26 protein-coding genes are annotated in these 20,177 nt (G+C 60.4%); 7 read left to right on the top strand and 19 right to left on the bottom strand.

Annotated features, from left to right (window positions below):
- Nucleotides 1–25: 25 nt before the first annotated feature.
- The 12 genes from B1781_RS08705 to B1781_RS08650 form a co-directional block, all read right to left on the bottom strand.
- Nucleotides 26–1,270 carry a DUF1015 domain-containing protein gene (locus tag B1781_RS08705; protein WP_078119288.1) on the bottom strand — a complete coding sequence of 415 codons (1,245 nt, stop codon included), beginning with the start codon at nucleotides 1,268–1,270 and terminating at the stop codon, nucleotides 26–28.
- 149 nt (nucleotides 1,271–1,419) lie between these two features.
- Entirely contained in the window at nucleotides 1,420–1,614 is a 195-nt protein-coding gene (iscX, locus tag B1781_RS08700; RefSeq protein WP_408646371.1) for a Fe-S cluster assembly protein IscX, read from the bottom strand.
- A gap of 34 nt (nucleotides 1,615–1,648) precedes the next feature.
- Nucleotides 1,649–1,987 (bottom strand): ISC system 2Fe-2S type ferredoxin, encoded by a 339-nt coding sequence (gene fdx, locus B1781_RS08695; protein ID WP_078119286.1) that lies wholly within the window; start codon nucleotides 1,985–1,987, stop codon nucleotides 1,649–1,651.
- Nucleotides 1,988–1,991: 4 nt separating this feature from the next.
- Nucleotides 1,992–3,890, bottom strand: coding sequence for a Fe-S protein assembly chaperone HscA (gene hscA, locus B1781_RS08690; protein WP_078119285.1), 1,899 nt, complete (start codon nucleotides 3,888–3,890; stop codon nucleotides 1,992–1,994).
- Nucleotides 3,890–4,432 (bottom strand): Fe-S protein assembly co-chaperone HscB, encoded by a 543-nt coding sequence (gene hscB / locus B1781_RS08685; RefSeq protein WP_078119284.1) that lies wholly within the window; start codon nucleotides 4,430–4,432, stop codon nucleotides 3,890–3,892. The genes hscA and hscB overlap by 1 nt, the downstream gene beginning before the upstream one ends.
- A 64-nt stretch (nucleotides 4,433–4,496) precedes the next feature.
- On the bottom strand, nucleotides 4,497–4,820 hold the full coding sequence (gene iscA, locus B1781_RS08680; protein ID WP_078119283.1) for an iron-sulfur cluster assembly protein IscA: 324 nt from the start codon (nucleotides 4,818–4,820) through the stop codon (nucleotides 4,497–4,499).
- Between the two features lie 19 nt (nucleotides 4,821–4,839).
- On the bottom strand, nucleotides 4,840–5,223 hold the full coding sequence (iscU, locus tag B1781_RS08675; RefSeq protein ID WP_078119282.1) for a Fe-S cluster assembly scaffold IscU: 384 nt from the start codon (nucleotides 5,221–5,223) through the stop codon (nucleotides 4,840–4,842).
- 66 nt (nucleotides 5,224–5,289) lie between these two features.
- Nucleotides 5,290–5,559 carry an RNA recognition motif domain-containing protein gene (locus B1781_RS08670; RefSeq protein WP_078119281.1) on the bottom strand — a complete coding sequence of 90 codons (270 nt, stop codon included), beginning with the start codon at nucleotides 5,557–5,559 and terminating at the stop codon, nucleotides 5,290–5,292.
- A 237-nt stretch (nucleotides 5,560–5,796) separates the two neighbouring features.
- Nucleotides 5,797–7,011, bottom strand: a complete 1,215-nt coding sequence (locus B1781_RS08665; protein ID WP_078119280.1) for an IscS subfamily cysteine desulfurase — start codon at nucleotides 7,009–7,011, stop codon at nucleotides 5,797–5,799.
- 45 nt (nucleotides 7,012–7,056) lie between these two features.
- Nucleotides 7,057–7,548: a Fe-S cluster assembly transcriptional regulator IscR gene (iscR, locus tag B1781_RS08660; RefSeq protein WP_078119279.1), complete on the bottom strand. Its 492-nt coding sequence runs from the start codon at nucleotides 7,546–7,548 to the stop codon at nucleotides 7,057–7,059.
- Between the two features lie 86 nt (nucleotides 7,549–7,634).
- Nucleotides 7,635–8,438: a serine O-acetyltransferase gene (gene cysE / locus B1781_RS08655; RefSeq protein ID WP_078119278.1), complete on the bottom strand. Its 804-nt coding sequence runs from the start codon at nucleotides 8,436–8,438 to the stop codon at nucleotides 7,635–7,637.
- A 124-nt stretch (nucleotides 8,439–8,562) separates the two neighbouring features.
- Nucleotides 8,563–9,297, bottom strand: a complete 735-nt coding sequence (locus tag B1781_RS08650) for an RNA methyltransferase (protein ID WP_078119277.1) — start codon at nucleotides 9,295–9,297, stop codon at nucleotides 8,563–8,565.
- 79 nt (nucleotides 9,298–9,376) lie between these two features.
- Here B1781_RS08650 and B1781_RS08645 point away from each other — a divergent pair, with 79 nt between their 5' ends.
- Both B1781_RS08645 and B1781_RS08640 read left to right on the top strand, forming a co-directional pair.
- Entirely contained in the window at nucleotides 9,377–10,174 is a 798-nt protein-coding gene (locus B1781_RS08645) for an inositol monophosphatase family protein (protein WP_078119276.1), read from the top strand.
- Nucleotides 10,175–10,319: 145 nt separating this feature from the next.
- Complete coding sequence (locus B1781_RS08640) at nucleotides 10,320–10,646, top strand: hypothetical protein (protein ID WP_125931976.1); 327 nt, start codon at nucleotides 10,320–10,322, stop codon at nucleotides 10,644–10,646.
- 57 nt (nucleotides 10,647–10,703) lie between these two features.
- On the opposite strand, the gene B1781_RS08635 is transcribed toward B1781_RS08640, so the two are convergent.
- From B1781_RS08635 to B1781_RS08605, 7 genes are all read right to left on the bottom strand, one after another.
- A complete protein-coding gene (locus B1781_RS08635) occupies nucleotides 10,704–12,428 on the bottom strand; it encodes a bifunctional sulfate adenylyltransferase/adenylylsulfate kinase (protein WP_078119274.1) in 1,725 nt (574 codons plus the stop codon).
- A 251-nt stretch (nucleotides 12,429–12,679) separates the two neighbouring features.
- Complete coding sequence (locus tag B1781_RS08630; RefSeq protein ID WP_078119273.1) at nucleotides 12,680–13,072, bottom strand: DUF302 domain-containing protein; 393 nt, start codon at nucleotides 13,070–13,072, stop codon at nucleotides 12,680–12,682.
- 252 nt (nucleotides 13,073–13,324) lie between these two features.
- Nucleotides 13,325–14,029: a Ni/Fe-hydrogenase, b-type cytochrome subunit gene (gene cybH / locus B1781_RS08625; protein WP_078121986.1), complete on the bottom strand. Its 705-nt coding sequence runs from the start codon at nucleotides 14,027–14,029 to the stop codon at nucleotides 13,325–13,327.
- Nucleotides 14,030–14,041: 12 nt separating this feature from the next.
- Nucleotides 14,042–14,260, bottom strand: a complete 219-nt coding sequence (locus B1781_RS08620; protein ID WP_078119272.1) for a HupE/UreJ family protein — start codon at nucleotides 14,258–14,260, stop codon at nucleotides 14,042–14,044.
- Between the two features lie 16 nt (nucleotides 14,261–14,276).
- Nucleotides 14,277–16,091 (bottom strand): nickel-dependent hydrogenase large subunit, encoded by a 1,815-nt coding sequence (locus tag B1781_RS08615; protein ID WP_078119271.1) that lies wholly within the window; start codon nucleotides 16,089–16,091, stop codon nucleotides 14,277–14,279.
- Nucleotides 16,088–17,164 carry a hydrogenase small subunit gene (locus B1781_RS08610; protein ID WP_078121985.1) on the bottom strand — a complete coding sequence of 359 codons (1,077 nt, stop codon included), beginning with the start codon at nucleotides 17,162–17,164 and terminating at the stop codon, nucleotides 16,088–16,090. The genes B1781_RS08615 and B1781_RS08610 overlap by 4 nt, the downstream gene beginning before the upstream one ends.
- A gap of 158 nt (nucleotides 17,165–17,322) precedes the next feature.
- Entirely contained in the window at nucleotides 17,323–17,607 is a 285-nt protein-coding gene (locus B1781_RS08605) for a hypothetical protein (protein WP_078119270.1), read from the bottom strand.
- A 53-nt stretch (nucleotides 17,608–17,660) separates the two neighbouring features.
- On the opposite strand from B1781_RS08605, the gene B1781_RS08600 reads away from it, so the two are divergent.
- From B1781_RS08600 to B1781_RS08580, 5 genes are read left to right on the top strand one after another with little or no spacing between them, the layout of a single operon-like run.
- The gene (locus B1781_RS08600; RefSeq protein WP_078119269.1) at nucleotides 17,661–18,356 is read left to right on the top strand and encodes a HyaD/HybD family hydrogenase maturation endopeptidase; all 696 of its coding nucleotides are present in this window, start codon (nucleotides 17,661–17,663) and stop codon (nucleotides 18,354–18,356) included.
- Nucleotides 18,356–18,667 (top strand): HypC/HybG/HupF family hydrogenase formation chaperone, encoded by a 312-nt coding sequence (locus tag B1781_RS08595; RefSeq protein ID WP_078119268.1) that lies wholly within the window; start codon nucleotides 18,356–18,358, stop codon nucleotides 18,665–18,667. The genes B1781_RS08600 and B1781_RS08595 overlap by 1 nt, the downstream gene beginning before the upstream one ends.
- A gap of 3 nt (nucleotides 18,668–18,670) precedes the next feature.
- Nucleotides 18,671–19,102, top strand: a complete 432-nt coding sequence (locus B1781_RS08590) for a thioredoxin domain-containing protein (RefSeq protein WP_078119267.1) — start codon at nucleotides 18,671–18,673, stop codon at nucleotides 19,100–19,102.
- Nucleotides 19,095–19,961 carry a hydrogenase expression/formation protein gene (locus B1781_RS08585; RefSeq protein WP_078119266.1) on the top strand — a complete coding sequence of 289 codons (867 nt, stop codon included), beginning with the start codon at nucleotides 19,095–19,097 and terminating at the stop codon, nucleotides 19,959–19,961. The genes B1781_RS08590 and B1781_RS08585 overlap by 8 nt, the downstream gene beginning before the upstream one ends.
- Nucleotides 19,958–20,176 (top strand): rubredoxin, encoded by a 219-nt coding sequence (locus B1781_RS08580; protein ID WP_334223924.1) that lies wholly within the window; start codon nucleotides 19,958–19,960, stop codon nucleotides 20,174–20,176. The genes B1781_RS08585 and B1781_RS08580 overlap by 4 nt, the downstream gene beginning before the upstream one ends.
- The last annotated feature ends 1 nt before the right edge of the window (nucleotide 20,177 follow it).

The following is a 20,177-nucleotide window of genomic DNA, read 5'->3' as shown; positions in this document are numbered from 1 at the left end:
GGTGGACCATCAACCGCGCATTACGTCAATCAAGTACGTGGCTTACCAGGCCGTCGGCAAGCTTCGGCTCGAACCAGGTCGATTTCGGTGGCATGACCTCACCGGCATCGGCAACCGCCATCAGGGCCTCCATCGTGGTCGGATACAACGAAAAGGCCACTGCCCAATTGCCGCTGTCGACGCGCTTGGCCAAGCCCTCCAACCCGCGAATACCGCCAACGAAATCGATACGTTCGTCGCGCCGCGGGTCGGCGATACCCAAGATGGGTTCGATCAGGTTGTTTTGCAACAAGCTGACATCCAGCCGCGCCACTGGGTCGTCCTGTGGAATGGTTTCGTCATGGATGTTCAAGCGATACCACTGCCCATCCAGGTACATGCCGTATTCGCCGCTGGCCGCCGGCTTGATCGGCTCATTGCTGAGTTCGAGATCGAATGCTCCGCCGACGGCGGCGAGGAAATCGTCCTTGCTCATTCCGTACAGATCGCGAACCACGCGGTTGTAATCGAGGATCTGCATCTGGTCGTGCGGGAAGACGACGCTGAGGAAATAGTTGTAGCCCTCGTCGCCAGTGTGCTGCGGATTGGCCTCACGGCGCGCATTGCCGACGCGTGATCCGGCCGCCGAGCGATGGTGCCCGTCGGCCACATAGATCGCCGGCATTGCATCGAAAGCGGTGGTCAATTGCGCGATCCGGCGCGCGTCGTCGATGCGCCACAGCTCGTGGCGAACGCCATCGCGCTCTGCCGTGACGTCAACGTCCGCTGGCGTTGCGCTTACCTCGTGCAGGATGCCGTCGACCACGGCGTCGGCCTTGTAGACTAAGAACACCGGGCCGGTCTGTGCATTCAACGTATCGATCTGGCGCACCCGGTCATCTTCTTTCACCGGCCGGGTGAACTCGTGCTTCTTGATGCGATCCTGGTCGTAGGCCTCGACCGACGCGGTCGCGACCAAGCCGGTCTGCACATGCGCCCCCATCGTCAGACGGTAGGCGTAATAGGCGGGTTCCGGGTCGCGCACGAGTACCTGCTCGGTCAGCATCCGGTCGAGGTTCTCGCGACCCTTGGCATACACGGCCGGATCGTACGGATCGACGTCATCGGCCAGATCGATTTCCGGTCGCGAGATATGCAGGAAGCTCCAGGGTCGATGCGCTGCGAGCGCCTTGGCCTCGCCACGATCAACGACGTCGTAAGGCGGTGCCACCACATCGTCGGCACGGCCGTCGTTCGGGCGAAGACCACGAAAGGGTTTGATCAGCGACATGTGTCCTCCTGCGGGTGCACGCATGGATGGCGAGCGGCTTATGGGAGCAAGCGCCGGATTTTAACAAGTGTCGCGCGTGAATGCCGAACACCTTTCGCCACCCATTGCCAGCGGCGGTGGTCGGCGGTCACCGAAAGTGCGGGTGTCGTCTAGTCGCTTTCTTCGATCCACGCGGCCTGGATGGCTTCGAGGACCTTCTCGCCACAATGCGCAGGATCGTCATCGAATTCCGGCAGTTGGCGCACCCAGTTCATCAGGTCGACGAAATTGACGGTCGCCGGATCGACATCCGGGTGTTCTTCGTCGAGCTGGATGGCAATCTCAATGACATCGGTCCACTTCAGGCCCATGTGCAGGTCCTCGCAGCCGGGATTCGGCTCAGTGATTTTCTTTGGCGTGATTGATCGTGTACTTGGGGATCTCGACCACCAGGTCGGCATCGCCGATCACGGCCTGGCAGCTGAGTCGTGATTCCGGCTCGAGACCCCATGCCTTATCGAGCAGATCGTCTTCTTCTTCGCTCGATTCGTTCAGCGAATCGAATCCTTCACGCACGATGACGTGACAGGTGGTGCAGGCGCACGATTTTTCGCAGGCATGCTCGATCTCGATGTCGTGGGCCAACGCGGCATCACAGATGGTCTGACCCGGCTTGGCGTCGAACGCCGCGCCTTCGGGACAGATCTCTTCATGGGGCAGAATAATAATTTGTGGCATAGCTTCAGTTGTTTTCGTCGTCGCCCGGGGACGCAAAGTCGTCGACCCGGTGGCCCGCCATGGCCTTGCGAATATTGCTGTTCATGCGTCGTTCCACGTAGAACTCGCAATCTTTTTCGAGCTGCTTGATCGCCGCCTGCACTGCGGCGGCATCGGTCGACGACTCGGCGGTCTGGGCCAACCGGGACAGCGATTGGCGCACACCTTCCAGCTCATCAGACGAGAGCAGCTCTTCGGCATCGGCCGCCAGCGCGGCATTCAGTGCCTCGATAACCCGCTGCGCCTCGACCTTCTCTTCGACCAGGCGCCGCGTATCCATATCGTCACGCGCATGGTCGATCGAGGCCTGCAACATGCCGGTGATCTCGTCGTCGGTCAGGCCGTAGGAAGGTTTGACCTCAACGCTCGCAGTCACGCCCGAGGTCTGCTCCTTGGCCTCGACCTGCAACAATCCATCGGCATCCACCGAGAAGGTCACACGGATGCGTGCCGCACCGGCGACCATCGGCGGGATACCGCGCAGCTCGAAACGCGCCAGCGAGCGACAATCGGCGACCAGTTCGCGTTCGCCCTGCACCACGTGGATCGCCATCGCGGTCTGGCCGTCTTTGAAGGTCGTGAACTCCTGCGCACGCGCCACGGGGATCGTCGTGTTGCGCGGAATGATCTTTTCGGTCAAGCCGCCCATCGTCTCGATACCCAACGACAGCGGGTTGACGTCGAGCAGCAGCATCTCATCGTCCGGCTTGTTGCCGGCGAGTACGTCGGCCTGAATCGCTGCGCCAATCGCGACCACGCGGTCGGGATCGATGTCGACCAGCGGTTCACGGCCGAAGAACTCGCCCACCATCTCGCGCACGCGCAAGGTGCGGGTAGAGCCGCCGACCATGACGACATCCTTGATCTCGTCGGCCGACACACCGGCGTCGCGCAGCACGCGGCGACTGGTGTTGATGGTTTTGCGAATCAGCGGATCGATCAACTCGGCAAGTTGTGCTCGCGACAGCGAGCCCTGCCAACACGCTCCACCCGGCAGATCGATGTTCACCGATGCCTCGGTTGCGCCGGCCAGTGTCTCTTTGGCACTGCGGGCCTGATCGAGCACATGACGCAAGGTGCCGCGATCGGCATCCGCAGTCAGGCCTGCCTGCGCCAACAGCCAGGTGGCGATGACCGCATCGAAATCGTCGCCGCCGAGCGCCGAGTCGCCGCCGGTCGCCATGACTTCGAACACACCCTTGTTCAGGCGCAGGATCGAGACATCGAATGTACCGCCGCCGAGATCGTAGATCGCATGCACACCGTCGGCGCCACGGTCGAGCCCGTAGGCAACCGCAGCCGCGGTCGGTTCGTTCAACAGGCGGTAGACATGCAGGCCCGCCAGTCGCGCCGCGTCTTTGGTTGCCTGGCGTTGTGCGTCGTCGAAATAGGCCGGCACGGTGATCACCACGCCGCCGAGTTCGCCGCCGAGCGTATCTTCGGCGCGCGCACGCAGCGCCTTGAGCACCTCGGCCGACACCTCGATCGGAGTGACGTCGCCGGCGACGGTGTGAATCCGCGGCACCGCGCTGTCACCGGTAACGAACTCGTAGGGCAGTTCGCTACCGATCGTTTTGACATCGCCGACGCCGCGCCCGATCAGGCGCTTGGCCGACGAGATCGTGTTGAGCGGATCGGAGGCGGCCGCTTTGCGCGCCGCTTCGCCGACCTCGACGCCATCTGCCGTGTAACGCACAACGGAAGGCAACAGGTGTTGCCCGTTCGCATCCGGCAGCGTCTCAGCCTGGGCGCTGCGTACCGTCGCGACCAGGGAGTTGGTTGTACCCAGGTCGATACCCGCCGCCAGGCGGTGCTGGTGCGGGGCATCCGATTGACCGGGCTCGGCAATCTGTAACAAAGCCATCAGTATGTCTCTTCCAGGTCTGCTTCGACCGCTTCGGCTTCGGCATGCAGCTTGTTCAGAAACTGCATCTTCTGCACCGTCTTCGCCGCCGCATCGAGACTCTCGCTGCTGGCCTCTTCGAATTGCACGGCCAATTGCGCCACCTGGGTCTTGATCAACTGGACAATCTCGCGCATCAGCTTGTCGATGGCCGCATACGGGTCACTGCTCGACGGTATGTCTTCGAGGGTTTCGCGCAGCTCCATCTGCTGCATCAAGAACGCCGGATCGTCGAGGGTCTGCTGTTTGTCGTTGTCGTAACCGTTCAGCGCCAACAGATATTGAGCACGCTTCAGCGGATCCTTGAGCGTTTCATAGGCCTCGTTGACCATGGTCGCGCTCTGCAACGAAAGGCGCTGGCTCTGCTCGCCCGCTGCCGCGAAGCGATCGGGATGTACCACTTTCTGCAGTTCACGATAGCGGTTGGCCAACTCGGCGGTATCGACAACAAACCCGACCGGCGTGCCGAACAGCTCAAAATAGTTCTTGGAGAAATCGAACATCGGGGTATGCAATCAACGACGCCCGCATGACGCGGGCGTTTCGGCTTCTACGACAACCGGCAGCTCAGACCTTGAAACTCTCGCCGCAACCGCATTGATCGGTAACGTTGGGATTGTTGAACTTGAAGCCTTCATTCAAACCTTCTTTACCATAGTCCAGCTCGGTGCCGTCCAGATAGAGGAGGCTCTTCTTGTCGATGATCACCTTGACGCCGCGGTCTTCAAAGACCTGATCGTCTTCATCAAGGTCGTCGACGAACTCGAGTACATAGGCAAGCCCTGAACAACCCGAGGTCTTGACGCCCAGGCGCACGCCCAGGCCATGGCCGCGGTTGGTCAAAAAACTCTGCACGCGATCTGCCGCGGCTTCGGTCAACGTGATGGACATATCCTCAACCCCGCCGCGATCAACCGCCCTGCTTGGACTGGAAATCGGCAATCGCCGCCTTGATGGCGTCTTCGGCCAGGACCGAGCAATGCACCTTGACCGGCGGCAGGGCAAGCTCTTCAGCGATCTCCGAATTTTTGATCTGGCGCGCCTCGTCCAGCGTCTTGCCCTTGACCCATTCGGTCAACAGCGAGCTGGAGGCAATCGCCGAACCACAGCCGTAAGTCTTGAACTTGGCATCCTGAATGACGCCGTCGTCGCCGACCTGAATCTGCAACCGCATCACGTCACCACATGCCGGCGCACCCACCATACCTGTTCCCACGTTGGTGGCGTCTTTATCCAGCACCCCGACATTGCGCGGGTTTTCGTAGTGATCGATGACTTTGTCGCTGTAAGCCATGGTAAATAAACCTCTCGTTTTTCAGGTCACCCGACATTGCGCCGGGTGACCAGCTGCTACATCAGATCAGTACCGCGGACGGCGCGGGCGATCTTCTCGCGGCTTGGCTTCGTTTACACGAATGTTGCGACCACTCAACGGTTTCTCGTTGAGCCCGTTGATCGCTGCTTCGGCCTGCGAGTTATCTGGCATTTCTACGAAACCGAATCCCTTTGAACGACCCGTGTCGCGATCCATGATCACGTTCGCACGTGATACCTCACCGAACGCTGAAAAAGCGTCACGCAGATCGTCGTCGGTGACTGCGTAAGCCAGATTACCTACATATATATTCATCACAGAATGCTCTCAAGCGTGTGGTCCGTAGCACAAAATCCACCGGTAACCGAACCACATATCACCAGCGGACTGCGGATAAACCCGCGCAATACTCTTTCGAGACGGATATTCTCCTATCCGCATCGCGAGGCTACACCTAACCCGCGAATTACACAAAGCCTGAAGTTAAATGTGACAGGATGGTGCAACTATTTTTTGCGCTGGCGCAGATGAGAGCACTTTTAATAGGTAGGCTCAATGCGCTACCCATTCGACATTTTTAAGATCGATGCCCTCTTTGTACATATCCCACAGGGGGCTCAACTCGCGTAGCCGCTCCACCTGTCCGCGCACCTGGGAAAGTACATGGTCGATCTCTTCCTCGGTCGTAAAACGGCCGAGCGTGAATCGCAACGAGCTGTGTGCCAGTTCGTCTTCCCGCCCCAGCGCGCGCAGCACATAACTGGGCTCGAGGCTCGCCGAGGTACATGCCGAACCCGATGAAACCGCCATGTCTTTCAGCGCCATCATCAGGCTCTCGCCCTCGACGAAATTGAAACTGATGTTCAGGTTACCGGCGATGCGCTGGTCCATGTCGCCATTGACGTAGACCTCTTCCATATCCTTCAGGCCGGCGTAGAGACGATCACGCAATGCGCGGATACGCTCGTTCTCGGTCGCCATCTCTTCTTTGGCGATGCGAAACGCCTCGCCCATCCCAACGATCTGGTGCGTCGCAAGCGTACCCGAGCGCAGCCCGCGTTCGTGCCCGCCGCCGTGCATCTGCGCTTCGAGGCGGATGCGCGGCTTGCGCTGCACGTACAGCGCGCCGATGCCCTTCGGACCATAGATCTTGTGCGCGCTGAAGCTCATCAGATCGACCGGCAGCTCCGCCAGGTTGATCGGTACCTTGCCGGCACTCTGTGCGCCGTCGACATGGAAGATCACCTTGCGCTCGCGGCAGATTGCGCCGAGCGCGGCGATGTCCTGGATCACGCCGATTTCGTTGTTCACGTGCATTACCGAGGCAACGATGGTGTCGGGCCTTATCGCCGCTTCGAACGCCTTGAGGTCGACCAGCCCACTCGGCAAAACATCGAGATAGGTGACTTCAAAGCCTTCTCGCTCGAGCTGACGGCAGGTATCGAGTACGGCCTTGTGCTCGGTCTTGACCGTGATGATGTGCTTGCCCTGCTTCTGATAGAAATGGGCCGCCCCTTTGATCGCCAGGTTGTCGGACTCGGTCGCGCCCGAGGTCCAGATAATCTCTTTCGGATCGGCGCCGACCAGCGCGGCGACATTGGCGCGCGCCTCGTCGGCCAGTTTCTCCGCCTGCCAGCCGAAGGCGTGCGAACGCGATGCCGGGTTACCAAAGGCACCGTCCGGTGTCAGACAGGCGCACATCTTCTCTGCCACGCGCGGATCGACCGGCGTCGTTGCGGAATAATCGAGGTAGATCGGGAATTTCATGAAGCGCTCCGAGCCTGCTTGCTTCTCATCTTTGTTGTTATGGAATCAGGCGCCTGCGGATTCGGGCTGCAGATCAGCCAACCCGACCGAAGCCACCTCGTCACCCTGCTCCTGGCGCTCGGCCACCTCCTGAACGCCCTGCCGGTTCATCAGATCCTGCAGACTGATCCGGTTGAGGTAGTCGAAGATGCGATTGCTCAGGTCTTGCCACAGGTCGTGCGTCAGGCACTGATGGTTGTCCTGGCAATTGTGGGCACCCCCACACTTCGTCGTATCGACGTTTTCGTCGACTGCCGAGATCACCTGTGCGACGTAGATATTGGATGCCTCACGGCCCAGCGTGTACCCGCCACCCGGTCCGCGCACGCTCGAAACGAGGTTGCGCTTGCGCAGTCGCGAAAACAGCTGTTCCAGGTAAGAAAGCGAGATGCCCTGACGCTGTGCGATGTCGGCCAGTGTAATCGGACCCTGCCCATGGTGAAGAGCCAGATCCAGCATCGCGGTGACCGCGTAACGGCCTTTGGTTGTGAGCCTCACCAGTATATACTCCGCCGCTGAGAATGCAGCGGACTATACATTACCGAGTAAATTAGTCAACTATTACTCGCGCGCATTTCTCGCGGTTATTTGCCGTCCTTGTCACCCTCTTCCAACTGCATTTTGCGTAGCTCGTCGGCCGTCGAGATGATCTCGCAACTCTCCAGGCCCGGCAGGTCTTCCTCACCAGGCTCGAAGCCCATCTCACGCATCGCCTCGCACATGCGCTGCATCTTGGTTTCCATGACATGCACATGATCGAGCATGCAGTTGATCGCGTGGGCGACCGGGTCGGGCGCATCGGCGGTCGCGCCGTAGGCATCGAACCCCATCTTCGTCGCCATCTTCTCGCGATGTTCGGTGTCGACGTTTTTGTCTTTGCGCTCGATCAGTCGGCCGGGTACGCCGACCACCGTGCTGTTGGCCGGCACATCACGCACGACGACGGCATTCGAGCCGATACGCGCGCCCGAGCCGATCTCGATCGGACCGAGCACCTTGGCCCCTGCCCCGACCACCACGTCGTTGGCCAGGGTTGGATGGCGCTTGCCTTTCTGCCAGCTGGTGCCGCCGAGGGTCACGCCGTGATACAGGGTGCAGTCATCGCCGATCACCGCGGTCTCGCCGATAACCACCCCCATGCCGTGATCGATAAAGAAGCGGCGGCCGATCACCGCACCGGGATGAATTTCGATGCCGGTCAGCCAGCGGGCGATATGCGACACCATCCGCGCCAGCCAGTGCAGACCCACACCCCACAACCAGTGCGACAGTCGATGAAACAGCAGCGCGTGCAGCCCGGGATAGGCGGTCAGGATCTCCAGCGTACTGCGGGCCGCCGGGTCGCGATCGAAGACGATACGCACATCTTCGCGAAGGTTGTCGAACATGGATCTCCGACTTGGATCTACGGATGAAAACACAACACTTTACAGGAAAGCTCCCGCAGCAAACCAGCGGGGGCCAACTTGCTCCGGCCACCCTATGACCGTTGCGCGGCGAAGTTTTTTTCAGTCAGTCGCCGGCGTCGCGACGCATCGACTTGCGCCCCTGCGCCGCGCTCAATATGCCGCGCAGGATATTGATCTCGTCGCTGGCCGGCGTGGCGCGATGGAACAGTCGACGTAAACGGCGCATCAATTTGGCCGAGCGCCGCTCGTCGGTGAAACCGATTTCATCCAGGGCCTGCTCGAGGTGGCCGAAGAAACCCTCCATCTCGGCGTTGCTCGCTACGTCTTCCATCGACTCGGTCGGCGTGGTCGCGTCGATATCGGCCACCATCAGTTCATAAGCCAGCACCTGCACGGCCATCGCCACGTTCAGCGAACTGTATTCAGGGTTGGTCGGAATGTGGACCAAATGCGTGCACAGATCGAGCTCGTCGTTGCTCAACCCCGAACTCTCGCGACCGAACACGATCGACACCGGCGCAGTCGGCGCTTCAGCCAGGGCCAACGCCGCCGCCTCGCGAGGCGTGACCAACGGCCAGGAGACGGAACGCAGGCGTGCGCTGGCACCGATCACGATGCGGCAATCGGCTATTGCATCGGCGAGTGAACCGACCACACGCGCGCTCGCCAGGAGATCGTCCGCCCCCGAGGCGCGCACCGTGGCCTCGTCGCAGGGAAAGCGCTTCGGATCGACCAGCACCAACTCCGACAGGCACATGTTTTTCATCGCGCGTGCAGCAGCGCCGATGTTGCCGGGATGCGATGTCTGCACCATGACAATGCGTACGTTATTCGTCATGGCGCGAGAGCTTATCAAATGCACAGACAGCGGCGCTTCGCCTTTCCGCGCCACTGGATTTCCCGTATGCTCGCGCGCCATGAATCCCACGACCAATATTGCAGTACGCGCCGCGCGCCAGGCCGGCAGCGTCATCATGCGTTCGTTCAGTCGGCTCGACAGTCTGACCGTGATCGAAAAGCAGTCGAACGACTACGTGAGCGAAGTCGATCGCAACGCCGAGCAGGCGATCATCGACACGATCCGCAAGGCCTACCCAGGCCACGCGATCCTCGCCGAAGAGAGCGGCGCCCAGGGTAAGGACGATTTCCAGTGGATCATCGATCCGCTCGACGGCACTACCAATTACCTGCACGGCTTTCCGCAGTTCGCCGTGTCGATTGCACTGCTGCACCGCGGCCGCCTCGAGAGCGGCGTGGTCTACGATCCGCTGCGCGACGAGATGTTCACGGCCGATCGCGGCGCAGGTGCCTTGCTCAACGATCGCCGCATCCGTGTCAACGATGTCAAAGGTCTGCACGGCGCCCTGCTCGGCACCGGCATCCCGTTCCGTGACCAGCGTTATATGGATGAATACCTGGGCATGATGAAAGACCTGGCCAAGCCGGCTGCCGGCATCCGCCGCCCGGGCTCGGCCGCGCTCGATTTCGCCTATGTCGCCTGCGGCCGGCTCGACGGCTTCTGGGAGCTCGGCCTGTCGGTCTGGGATTTCGCAGCCGGTGCGTTGCTGGTTCAGGAAGCCGGCGGCGTGGTGACCGACATCCGCGGCGGCAGCCGCCACCTTGAGACCGGCAACGTGGTCACCGGCAGCATCAAGCTGCACCGCGAAATGATCTCCACGATCCGGCCACATGTGCCCGAATCGATGCCCGCCTGACGCCAAAACCGTTCGTGAAACGACAAATATCCGAGTGACACTGTGTGAATTAGGTGTTGCCCAGGTGTAACGCCCGTGTTACTAATCAATCGTCATTATTGAGAAGCTTCTCGGGAGCGGATGGCGAATGGGGATGAAGCGATACATGACGTCGGCAGTTGTACCGCCGGTTGGTGCATGCCGTTACGGTTGCGGAACAAATTGCGCCGCGCCGGTCACTGTATTCTGGCTATTCGGCGTCGTCAGCGTCGTCTACGGCTTTCTCGGCGGCCCGACGGGCGAAGCCGGCATCAGCTGGTACACCGTCGCACTGGGTTTTGCCATGTGGGGCATCGCCGCTGTCTGGACCATGCTGACCCTGCAAGGGGTTGAGGCCGACCGCTGCCACGGCATGTGGAGCCCGCGCGACCACCATGTCGAACCGTCCGATGCGGAAAACGATCCGTTCGACGAGATCAAAAAAGCTCACTGACAGCAAACAGCAAAAAGCCCGCTCACGCGGGCTTTTTTCATTGATCGACAGCCTCGATCAGGAATCGATGTAGCCTTCCTTGACCAGGTACAGGTAGATCTCCTGCGCCGCCTCCATCGGCGAAACATTCGCCGTATCGATCTTGATCTCGGCCCGTTCGGGCAGTTCGTAGGGATCGCTGATCCCGGTGAATTCCGGAATGATGCCCTTGCGCGCCTTGGCGTACAGCCCCTTGCGGTCGCGCGCCTCACAGACTTCCAACGGCGTTGCCACGTGCACCTCGATAAAGGCGCCGCGGTCTTCGATCATCTCGCGCACCGCACGCCGCGTTTCGGTGTACGGCGCGATCGGCGCGCAGATCGCAATCCCGCCGTTCTTGGTGATCTCACTGGCGACGTAGCCGATACGCCGGATGTTCAGGTCGCGGTGATGCTTGGAGAAACCCAGCTCACTCGACAGGTTCTGACGCACAATGTCGCCATCGAGCAGCGTCGCCGGGCGGCGCCCGCCTTCGACCAGCTTGCCGTAGATGATCTTGGCCAGCGTCGATTTGCCCGAACCCGACAGGCCGGTGAAGAACAGCGTGAAACCCTGACGGCTGCGCGGTGGGTAGACGTTGCGCAACTCGGCGACGACCTCGGGATAGCTGAACCATTCCGGCGGCTGCTCACCCATTGCCAGATCCTGCTTGAGCTGGGCATCGGTGTACTCGATACCCTCCAGACCCTTGGCCGCAATCTCGGAAACGCCCATGAAGCGTTGCTTCTCCGGCACATACTGATGCGGCTCGACATGCACGATCTCGATGCCCAGGCGACCGGCATGCTCTTCGATCAACGCCTTCGAGCTTTCGGTGTCGTAGAACGGCGCGTCGTTGCCATCGACCGGTGGCGGGCCGGCATGCTTGGGGCCGACGATCATGTGCGAGCAACCATAATTCTGATGCACGATCGCATGCCACAGCGCTTCGCGCGGGCCGGCCATGCGCATCGCCAGCGGCAGCAGCGAAAGCATCGCCAGGTTGTGCGGAAAATATTTGCGAATGGCCTGGTAGCAGTGCACACGGGCGTAGTACTGCAGATCGCCCGGCTTGGTCACACCGACGGTTGGGTGCAACAACACATGCGCCTGCAACTCCTTGGCGACCCTTAGCGTGATCTCGCGCTGCAGGCGATGCATCGGCTTGCTGGTCTGAAAACCCACCACGCGCCGCCAGCCGAGCTTGGCGAACATCGCACGCATCTCTTCCGGGGTGTCCCACAGATTCTCGAAATCGTGGTGAACCGGCGCCTGCACACCTTCGATCGAACCGCCGATGTAATGCGAATTGACCGAGTTCATCAGGTAGCGCACACCCGGATGCTCGATGTCGCTGGTACCGTAGACCTGCTGCGCCTCGTGCTGTTTGTCCGGCTGCCAGACGTCGGACACCGTCAACACGGCCGGCATGAAGCCTTCGTTGTCACGCAGCGCAACCTTGTCGCCCGGCTTGAGCTTTTCGGCTATCTGCTCGGGCACATCGAACACGATCGGGATCGGCCACAGGGTGCCGTCGGGCAGGCTCAAGTTGTCGACCACGGCATTGTAGGCGGCCTGGTCCATGAAGCCGGTCAGCGGCGTGAACGCGCCGTTCATCAGCAGTTCCAGATCGCACATCTGGCGCTGACTCAGGGTGACCGACGGATACACGCCGGACTCGTTCTTGAGCACCTCGGCAGCTTCAGGATCCGCCAGCAGGTTAACCAGGTCCTCACTGCCGTGCGGCAGTATTTTCGTCGTCATCGATGCGAGCTCACTTCATAAATAATCAATGGATGTAGCGGAACGAGCCGATAGCCTCATTTAAAGGAGTCTAAGAGGAATCAAACAGCCAAAAGATGAGATATGCGCATAATAAACATCTAACGGCTGCTCCAAACCGGTCTCTGGAGATAGCTGGCCCGCGTCGCCGACGTAAAAGCTTGATCGATTATAACAACGCCGGGTGACAACGCGCGGACACCGGTCACGCGCGCCGTTCCCTTACTGGACGTTCAACCGCCGAGCTTGGCGACCACGCGCTGCAGGATCTCGCGGGCTTCGCTGGCGACCGCTTTCGGCTCATCCGTAGCGGTCAGCGCGAGCACCGGCACCGGATCCATGAAACTCACCACGGTGCTGCCGCCGTCGACCTCGCGCAGCACGAAATTGCACGGCAGCAACACGCCGGCATTCGGCTCGCTGCCGATCACACGATCGGCCAACTTGGGATTGCACGCCCCCAGGATGTGGTAAGGCGGAATGTCTTTGTCCATCTTGTTCTTGAAGATGGCCTGTACGTCGACATCGCTGACGATGCCGAGGTGCTCCGACATCAGGGTTTCGCGCACTTTCTCGAGGGCGGCGGCAAACGGCATGGAAAGGGTAACGTTGAACTCGTAGCTCATGATTTCCTCACTGACTGAAACGACAAAACGCAGCACTCTAGGCAGGCCGACAGGCAGGTGCAACGTCAGAAATCAATTTGACCCACGACGAAATGGTGGCACTATGCGGTCGGACACAAAGATACAAAAAAAAAGGGCGGGAACGACAAGAGGAAATCGGCCGCCCATCGGCCAACCGCGCAGCCGAAAAGCCAACGGGCCACGCGTACGGGGGGGTACGCGGGACCCGTCGGGAGGGTGCTCAGGTGCGGACTATTCGAGACGATCCATATCGCGATTGTCCTTGAACATGCGCCAGCCGCTGATCATCGTGCTGATCAGCGATTGACGCGACATGATGTCTTCGCGAATCGCGACATACACGTGAATGATCACGAAGCACACCAGGGCCCACATCACCAGGTGGTGCCAGGTATGCACGTCCTGACTCTGGCCGAACAACGGGATCACCCACGAGCTGAACAGCTCGAACTGCCACGACCCCATGCCGGTGCCCTCGCCGTACAGCGCGAAGCCGGTCACGATCATGAAGATCAGCATCCATACGAACAGCACGTGCATCACGACCACCGCCAAGGGGTTATGCCCGGTGTACTTGCGTGGCTCTTTGACCATGAAGGCATACCACTTGATCTCATGCCACACGCCACTCCAGAACTTGCCACTGAACAACGGTGGCGCGAACAACTGGCGTGCATGATGGTTGCCGACAAACGCCCAGTAGATGCGGAACAGGAATCCGATCGCCAGTATGTAGCCTGCGGCGAAATGCACGAAGCGGATGTAACCCATCAGGAAATTGTCACTGGCCTCGCCCGGCACGCTCGGCAGCGGGCTGCCGATGAAGTAGCCGGTCAAGGCCAAGGTCACGATGCACAAGGCATTGACCCAGTGCCAGATCCGTAGCGGCGCCTCGTAGACGTAGACCGCCGGCTCCGAATGGGTTTTGGTTGCCATGGTGGTCATAGGCTACTCCTGACGGTCGTTGTGTCGGCCCGACACCTTGCTGCGCCGCGCCAGATACCAGCCCACACCGCCGAGAATCGCCAGCAGGGCGATATGCTCGATGCCGAACATCGGGTGCCAGCCATCATTCACCGAGTGCAGGCCGTGCCCAGGATGAGCGATCGCCCACCCGCTAATGGTCGCCAAGGCCCCGAACAGCATTGCCGTTTTTCGTTTCATCATCGTCGTTCTCCTCGCCTTAGCGGACCTTGACGCTGGTGAGTTCCTCACCTTCTTCAGACATGACATGCGTCGAGCACGCCAAGCAGGGATCGAAGCTGTGCAGACTGCGCAGGATCTCTACCGGCTCATCCGGACGCTCCATCGGCGTGTTCATCAGGCAGGCCTCGAACGCACCGATGTTGCCGGCCGGGTCACGCGGCGAGCCGTTCCAGGTGGTCGGCACCACGCACTGGTAGTTCTCGATACGGCCGTCCTTGATCTTGATCCAATGACCAAGCCCACCGCGCGGTGCGGCGACGGTGCCCACACCCTTGGCCTCTTTCGGCCAAGTCGACGGATCCCACTTTTCCATGTTGGCAGTCGCGGTATCGCCGGCCTTGATGTTGGCCATCAATTCATTCCAATCGTCGACCATCATGTCGGCGCAATACTGTGATTCCAGCGCGCGCGCCAAGGTCCGGCCGATGGTCGACTGCAGGACGGTCTTGGCATCGGCATTGGTGCCGGCCAGTTGGTTGAACGCCGCGACACTGCGGTGTACCTGCTCTTGCACGTATTCGACGTTCTGCGCGTACGCCAGGGTGTAACGCGACAGCGGACCGACTTCGACCGCATGGCCGCGCCAGCGCGGCGACTTGATCCACGAGTACTTGGCGCTCTCGTCGAGTTCCTCGATGTTGGTCCGGCTGCCCTTGGTGCCGCGACCCAGTTCGAAGTTCGGCTCGGTGATACCGTCCCATGGGTGCAGCCCCTTCTTCTCGTCGGGGTAGCTGTACCAGGAATGCGCAACGTACTCCTGCACCTGCTCCGGATCGCGCGGATCGATGGGAAGCACCTCGTTCCAATTGCCGTTGAGGATGACACCACCCGGCAATTGATCGGTCGACTTGTCGTAGTTGACCTTCGGATAGGCACCGTAATCCATAACGTTCTTCGCGCCATGGCCGCCACCGTACAACCAATTCTTGTAGAAGCTGGCGATCGCGATAACGTCGGGAATGTAGACGTTGTCGTTGAACGCCTTCATCTCGTCGATGCGCGCCTTGACGAAGTTGAGGCGCTCCATGTTGAGCGGTGCGCCGGCGGACAGATCGCCATCCATATTGATCGCACACGGCACGCCACCGACCAGGTAGTTCGGGTGCGGGTTCTTGCCACCGAACACCGTATGCACCTTGACGAACTCCTTCTGCATGTCGAGCGCTTCGAGATAGTGCGCGACCGCCATCAGGTCGACCTCCGGCGGCAGCTTGTACGCCGGGTTGTCCCAGTAGCCGTTCTTGAACGGGCCAAGTTGCCCCGACTCGATGAACTTGCGGATGCGGGTCTGGATATCGCGGAAGTAACCCGGGCTCGACATCGGATGATGCGGCGACACCAACTGCTGGATCTTCGAGGTCTCTTTCGGATCCGCTTTCAGCGCGTTGACCGGGTTGACCCAATCGAGCGCGTGCAGGTGATAGAAGTGCACGACATGGTCATGCACCTGCAACGTCTTGGCCATCATCTCGCGGATCAGGTGGGCATTCTTCGGAATCTCGATGCCCAGTGCATCTTCGACCGCACGTACCGAGGTCAGCGCGTGACAACCGGTACACACACCGCAGATACGCTCGACGAAGGCCCAGGCATCACGCGGATCGCGACCTTTCAGAATCACTTCGAGACCACGCCACATGGTGCCGGACGACACCGCATTGCGGATCACGTTGTTTTCGTCGACGTTGACCTCGCAGCGCATGTGGCCCTCGATCCGGGTAACCGGATCGACCACGACCCGCCGACCGCCGGTATCCAGGCTGTAACCGTTAGGCGTCTGTTTAACACTCATTCTTTGTCTCCTTTCTGCTGGGCGCGCTTGACGGCACTAACGGCGAGATGTGCGGCGGTGGCTGCACCGACGACGCCGGCGGCAGTCATACCGACCTTGTCGGCATTGCTTTCGACACCGAACTGCTTGATGTCGGTAAGGCGGGCATACCAAGAGCCCTTGTCCCAGAAGCCGTCTTCAGAACAACCGATACAGCCGTGTCCGGCCTGGATCGGAAACGAGGTGCCCTCGTTCCAGCGGATGGTCGAACAGGCGTTGTAGGTGGTCGGACCCTTGCAGCCCATCTTGTACAGGCAGTAGGCCTTGCGGGCGTTCTCATCGTCCCAGCTCTCGACGAACTGACCGGCATCGAAATGCGGACGGCGGTAGCACTTGTCGTGGATACGCTGGCTGTAGAACATCTTCGGCCGACCCTGGCGGTCGAGCTCGGGAATGCGGTCGAAGGTCAGCATATAGGTCACAACGGCGGTCATGACCTCGGCGATGGGCGGGCAGCCCGGCACCTTGATGATCGGCTTGTCGTGAATGACTTTATGAACCGGCGTGGCGCGCGTCGGGTTCGGCTTGGCCGCCTGCACGCAACCGTACGAGGCGCATGAACCCCAGGAGATGATCGCCTTGCAGTGTGCCGCAGCATGCTGCAGCTGTTCGACGAACGGCTTGCCGGCGATGATGCACGACATGCCATCCTGGTTGAGCGGCGGGTTGCCCTCGACCGCGAGGATGAAGTTGCCGTCGTATTTCTGGATGGTCTCTTCGATGATGGCCTCGGCCTGGTGACCGGCCGACGCCATGATGGTGTCGTCGTAGTCGAGTGAGACCATCGACAAAACCACGTCCTTGGCCAACGGGTGTGCCGAGCGGATAAAGGATTCCGAACAGCAGGTACATTCCAGGCCGTGCAGCCACAGGATCGGGATGCGGGGCTTGGTTTCCATCGCATGCGCGATCTTCGGAACGAACGCTGGACCCAGCCCCAGCGCGGCAGCGGTCAGGCTGCAATATTTCAGGAAGCTGCGGCGGGTAATCCCCTGCTTCCGCATCACCTCGTAAAAGGTCTCTGTCATGCTTATCTCCCGTGGCAATAGCGCAACTCGGCCGGTGCGCTTTGTGTAAGCAGGAATAGCAAAGACTCTGCCAAGTTTTTTAGGCTTTTAAAAACAAAGGGTTATGCTGTTTTCTCGATTTCAATCCTAAGCATTGCCGAAAAGCGTTAAACGGTTCTTTGCACTCAGCTGGAAGGAACGCTTTCACCTCCGCCGGCAGCGGTCAGCCGCTTTTTGAATGAAAATTCATGCATGAACGCCAAGTGGCAAGTGTTCAGCCGGAACTCGACGCCAGGCGCCACCAAGTAACCGCCTTCCCCAAGCAAAATCGTCAAGTATTCTGTAAAGTTCTTTGCCGGATTGCCGACATCACTGAAAGGATTGTTTCCGAATTCTGCTGCACCGACCGGATAAGCATTCAAGAACACGTTGAAAATCCGGTACTTGAGCGATGGCCCTACGAGCGGCATGCAACTTGCCACTTGGCTTGCAAATCGTTTAACACGCAACCTGCGGAGCAGACATGACGACACCCAGTGTCACCCTACTCGGCATCGGCAACGTGCTATGGGCAGATGAGGGGTTCGGCGTACGCGCCATCGAGGAACTCAACCGGCGGTATCAATTCGGCGGCAACGTCTCGTTGATCGACGGCGGTACCCAGGGCATCTATCTATTGGAGCATGTGCAAACCGCCGAGATCCTCGTGGTGTTCGACGCGGTCGACTACGGCCTTGCACCGGGCACCTTGAAGCTGGTCGAAGGCGACGACGTGCCGAGCTTCATGGGCGCAAAGAAAATGAGCCTCCACCAGACCGGTTTCCAGGAAGTGCTGGCGATGGCCGAACTTACCGGATCCTACCCACGTGCACTGCTGCTGGTCGGTGTGCAACCAGAGCATCTCGAAGACTACGGCGGCAGCCTGCGCCCGGTGGTGCGCGCGCAGATCGAGCCGGCGATCACAGCGGCTTTGAATTGGCTGGCGCAGCGCGGGGCGAATGCCGAACAGCGCGCCGAGCCGCTCCCCGACAACGATTCCCTGAACCCCGAGGCATTGAACCTCAGCGCCTATGAAACCGGACGCCCGGATGAGCGCCTCGCCTATCGAGGTGGTGACGAGCGGGTGTTGCGGGACGAGAACATGCAGTTCGACCCCAAGCCGGTGCAGTTCGAAGGCGACAAACTCAGCGTGAATGTCGACCACCGGGTGAAAGACTGATGTGTATCGGCATCCCCATGCAGGTCGTCGATGTCGGCGAGTTTCAGGCGGGCTGTGACGACAACGGCCAACGACACATCGTGGATATCAGCCTGGTCGGCACACCCTCGCCGGGTGACTGGCTGCTCGTGTTCCTCGGGGCCGCCCGCGAAATACTCGATGAGCGGACCGCACTGGAGATGCGGGATGCCGTCAACGCCATTCAACACGTGATGTCGGGCGACCACCAGGTCGATCACCTGTTCGCTGATCTGATCGATCGCGAGCCACAGCTACCCGACCACCTGAAAAACAACATAAAGGAGGCGTAAGCCGTGCCATCTCCCTTGATCGCCCAACTGGTTGCCGAACATGGTTACCCCGTACTGGATGCGCAGAACCTGGCGTCCACCCTGGAGAGCGACAGCACTGTCGTGCTGTTCTTCACCGAAGACCCCAAGCGTTACCCCGAGAGCAACGACGTCGCCGTGGTGCTGCCCGAACTGGCACGCGCCTTTCCCGATCGCTTCATCCCGATGGTCGTCGACCGCCAACTCGAGGATCAATTGAAGCTGGTTTACGACATCACGGTCTGGCCGAGTCTGGTGTTCCTTCGTCGGGGTCGATTTCTCGGCAAGATCAGCAAGATTCGCGATTGGTCGGAATACATGGAACGCATTCCCGAAATCCTCGACAACGCACCGTCTCACAACCCCGGTGTCGGTATCCCGGTGATCGACGCCTCGAAGGAGCAACGCCATGCCTAAGCTTCCCGACATCCCCGTCATCGGTATCGGTATCGGCCCAGGCAGTCAGCCGGACGAAGACGGCGAGCTGAACTATATGCAGATGCCTGGCGACATGCAGACCTATCATCAACCGATATTGCCGGAGCCCGACGAAGTCGAGGCCGACCTGTCGGTTAGCAAACGCATTCTCGAGCAGGCGCTGAGCGCGCTGCGCAGCTACCAATGCGGCGACCCGTCGACGGCCATCACGCTCGAGCAACTCGATGCGGCCAACCTCGACTTCATCAACCAGTTGCTGGGTGAAGGCGAAGTCAGCGCGACGATGGAGGGGCTGTCGCCGAGCAAGGCGCAGGAATCGGTACTGGCAGGTGTCTGGCGCGTGCAGCACTTCGACAGCTTCGGCCAGATGCGCCACGATACGATCGAGGTCGGCGATGTGCCGTCGTTGGTCAGCGATATCTCGCAGACCATCCCGCCTGCCCCGTTGGACACGCAGTTCGACGCGACCGACCCAGGCATTCAGAACGCGCCCGCGATTCTCGTGGAACTGGCCGACCACATGGCGAACTTTCGCCCGGGCGACGCGGAGCACACGGTGAACCTGACCCTGCTGCCGTTGACCGAAGGCGACGTGATGCTGCTGGGCGAACGCCTCGGCGTAGGCCCGGTCACGGTACTTTCGCGCGGCTACGGCAACTGCCGCATCGGCAGCACCGCCTTCCCCAACGTGTGGTGGATCAAGTACTTCAACTCGCAGGACGCGCTGATCCTGAATACCATCGAGGTCGTCGACGTGCCGTCGGTCGCGCTGGCCGCGCCCGAAGACATCCTCGACAGCGCAGAGCGATTGAACGAGATACTGGAGATGTACCGGTGAAGACGTTCGAGGGGTCATACGCCGGCGACGATGCTCGTCTGCCCGATGACGCCCATATGGAGTGCAAGATCTGCTGGCATGTCTACGACCCTGCCGAGGGTGACGACTACTGGCAGATCCCGCCCGGCACACCGTTCTCGCAGCTGCCCGACCACTGGCGCTGTCCCGAATGCGACGGCGCCAAGGCGCAGTTCATGGTCATCCTGGAGGACTGAC

The organism is Thiosocius teredinicola (assembly GCF_002009425.1).
GTDB lineage: Bacteria > Pseudomonadota > Gammaproteobacteria > Chromatiales > Chromatiaceae > Thiosocius > Thiosocius teredinicola.
Note: the sequence above shows the minus strand (reverse complement) of the source record. Positions and strands in the feature narration are given on the sequence as shown.